The following is a 3,232-nucleotide window of genomic DNA, read 5'->3' on the forward strand; positions in this document are numbered from 1 at the left end:
TTTCTATCAGTACCAAATATTATAGAACCCTAAAAACACCCCATGATCGTTAGTTTCTATGTCTAACGATTATGGGGTAATTCAAGTTTTCAGCTGTCCTCTTCAAGTTTAATGGCTAAAATGAAAAGTCTAAATTACCAGCGTAAGCAGCCTGGAAGATCTTCACGATATCTTCTTTGGTGCCAACACGTGGATTAGAAGCTGCATTTCCATCTTTCAGGGCATTTTCAGCCATCAGCTCAAAGTCTTTCGGGTCAGCACCAATATCTTTGATCGTTTCTGGGATACCAACATCATCAGACATCTGCTTCATAGCTCTAATGGACAATTCAGCAGCATCACGAGTTGATAAACCGGCTGTATTTTCGCCCATAAATTCAGCTAATTCCGCAAACCTTTGCGGGTCAGCGATCAGGTTATACTTTTCCACGTATGGCAGCAACAAAGCACAGCAAACACCATGTGGTGCGTCATACTGACCGCCCAATTGATGAGCCATCGCATGCACGTATCCAAGGTTAGCGTTATTGAAAGCCATACCGGCTAACATTTCAGCTTCGACCATCTTCGTTCTAGCCTTCAAGTTGTGGCCGTTTGCGACTGCTTCACGCAAAGAAGTCTCGATCAACTTGATGGCTTCAATACATTGAGAATCTGTGATCGGGTTATGGTCAACTGAAACATATGGTTCAATCGATTGCACGAAAGCGTCCATCCCGGTCGCNCTGTTAAGCCCTTCGGTACATCCAACATCAAGCTTGGATCGTTGAATGAAACCAGCGGAATATTGCGCCATGAAACGACAACAAACTTCAAATGAGTCTCTTCGTTAGTGATCACAGCGTGGCGAGTCAATTCAGAACCTGTACCGGCTGTGGTGTTAACAGCGATCAACGGCGGTAAGGCATTATCCAAAGTCTCGATCCCAGCTAACTTGGTAATATCATCACCATTAGTCAAGATGATCCCTGCACCCTTGCCCGTATCGTGAGCGGATCCCCCACCAACCGTAATGATAGAATCAGCGTTTTCTTTTTCAAATAAGGCCTTAACTTCTTTAATGTTATGGATCTTTGGGTTAGGTTCAACACCGTTGTAAATAACATAATCAACGCCGGCTTCGTCTAAGGAAGCAAGTGTTTGTTTAACAGCACCACCTTCCAAATTTTCCAGGAACTTATCAGTCACAACGACTGGTTTTTTCATCCCCAGCATTTTTGCTCTCTCACCAATTTTTGCAATGACACCTGAGCCAAAAAAGTTAACGCTTGGCATTAAAAAATCATAACTGCGTTCTGCCATAAATAAAGACCTCCTGTTTATATTTATTTGAAAAATACTGCACAATGTTTGCCGTCAAGTGGAAACGTAAAGTAATTTTATCAGGAATGGACTCTTTAAAAAAATATTTGTATGCATTTTCACTTGATGTTTAAAAATAATGTCTTAATAACATAGTGAATTAATTTTTAAATATGATTCATAATCATTTTAACGCTTATTTTTTCACATGTAAAGATTTAGGCTTAACGGTTCAGCTCTAAATGAAATTATATTCACATAAATTTGACAAATGGAAATTAAATGGTAATCTAATAACGTAATTTTTAAGTATGTTAGAGAAAATATAGGAGAAACTTTGCATGATTTTTAAAAGAAGATATTTTTTAATTTGGTGGTTTTAGTAGTTATTTCTTTTGATAATAGGTTGTTCTCAAGCCACTAAAAAGCCCGCACCTACTGCTCAGGTCGAAGGACACTTATCAATTACAAAATAACAGCAATCAAATCACTCCCAAAAACGTTCATGTAAAGAAAAACGCTACGGTCTTGACCGAACTAAAGAAAGCTTTGTCAGTCAAACTCTAAGGAAAATGGTCACACAGACCAGCAAACATAAATAAAACGCTAATAAAACCATCTACTGGGCATATAAGGTCAACGGTAAAACTTCCAAGAAAAGTGTCCAGCAACAAAAGTCAAAAAGAAGGACAAAGTCGCCCTTAATTTAAATCAATGTCAGCATGTAAGGATACCGAATGAATCATTTTTAGACGTTTCAAAGACGTGCTTATACCGTTTAATCATTTCACAAATTAAGTAAAACTGCGTCAATATTAAGCTGGCTGCCTTCATCATTGGAAACCGACGCATAGAAGAGTTGTATTGTGCTTTTAGTCCTTTTGAGTTAATGGCAATACCGACAAGTAATTTTCTTCGGGGAATGGCCCTTTTTCATTGAAACTATCTGCTCTTAAGTTAAACACTGCATGAGAGTCCCTAACTATAAATCACTAAAAACATTCTCGCACCATAAATACTCGTAAGTCAGTCAAATTAAAGCTGCGACTAGCTCTGCTAAACTAGTTGACAGATCGATCGATACAACATGTGGTTGGTACTTAAAATGATTACCTGGGCGCCAGTCTTAAAAAGTAGTTGGACTACAGGATAAATGATCCTATACCAGTTGATCAAAGCTAATGACACTTAGAGATTATCATGTAATGTCCAACAAGGAAAGTTGTCATATCACTAAAACTTGGTTTAAAAGCCAATGTTTAATTTTAATAATACGAGGAAGAATAACGATGAGACAAGCGCATAATTCCATTCGGAAAATAACGATGTTAGGTTTGTTAGCGGCCATTTGTACTGTCTTGCGGATCATTAAGGTCCCGCTCCCCAATGTCCAACCAGTGACAGATATAATCATGATCGTTACTTTGATTAATGGTAGTGGTGCTGGTTTGGTCTTGGCGATCTTGACCATGTTGGTCTCCAACTTGTACTTAGGATTTGGCATTTGGACTGTTCCGCAAATAGCTGCTTATATTGTTTGTGTGCTAACAGTCTTGCTTTTCAAAAAGCTGTTCTTTTTACAGAAATTTTGGTGGTTGCAGTTAGGAGTGGCAACTCTTCTAGGCTTGGAATATGGCCTGATAGTTAGCTTATGTATGGTCGTAATTGGTCAGGCCCCTGCTTTTATCGCCTATTACACCAGCGGATTTCTATTTGACATCTATCACGCAGCCGGAAATTTAGTCTTCTATCCTTTGATTTACTGGCCGTTGAGCAAAGTTTTACAGAACTACGCTCAGGAATAGTTTACTACTAAGTGTTAATATTTTAAGGGTAAACGACTGAAATCTAAACAAGTAAGCGGTATACTAAGTGTAAGTAGATATCTCTAATATCTGCATAATTTTTGGTTCTTTATCAAGTGGTACTG

General features: G+C 38.5%; 2 protein-coding genes and 1 pseudogene. 1 reads left to right on the forward strand and 2 read right to left on the reverse strand.

The window, feature by feature from the left end; genetic code table 11:
- Positions 1-115: 115 nt before the first annotated feature.
- Positions 116-724, reverse strand: a 609-nt coding sequence (locus tag FC65_RS12605) for a dehydroquinate synthase/iron-containing alcohol dehydrogenase family protein (RefSeq protein ID WP_235803126.1), incomplete at its 5' end; no start/stop codon positions are given.
- Between the two features lies 1 nt (position 725).
- A pseudogene (locus FC65_RS12610) lies at positions 726-1,302 on the reverse strand (iron-containing alcohol dehydrogenase); the annotation flags it as partial.
- Positions 1,303-2,591: 1,289 nt separating this feature from the next.
- Between FC65_RS12610 and FC65_RS09760 the strand changes: the two are divergent.
- Positions 2,592-3,107 carry an ECF transporter S component gene (locus tag FC65_RS09760; RefSeq protein WP_056972526.1) on the forward strand — a complete coding sequence of 172 codons (516 nt, stop codon included), beginning with the start codon at positions 2,592-2,594 and terminating at the stop codon, positions 3,105-3,107.
- Positions 3,108-3,232 lie beyond the last annotated feature (125 nt).

The organism is Ligilactobacillus acidipiscis DSM 15836 (assembly GCF_001435755.1).
Taxonomy (GTDB): Bacteria; Bacillota; Bacilli; order Lactobacillales; family Lactobacillaceae; genus Ligilactobacillus; species Ligilactobacillus acidipiscis.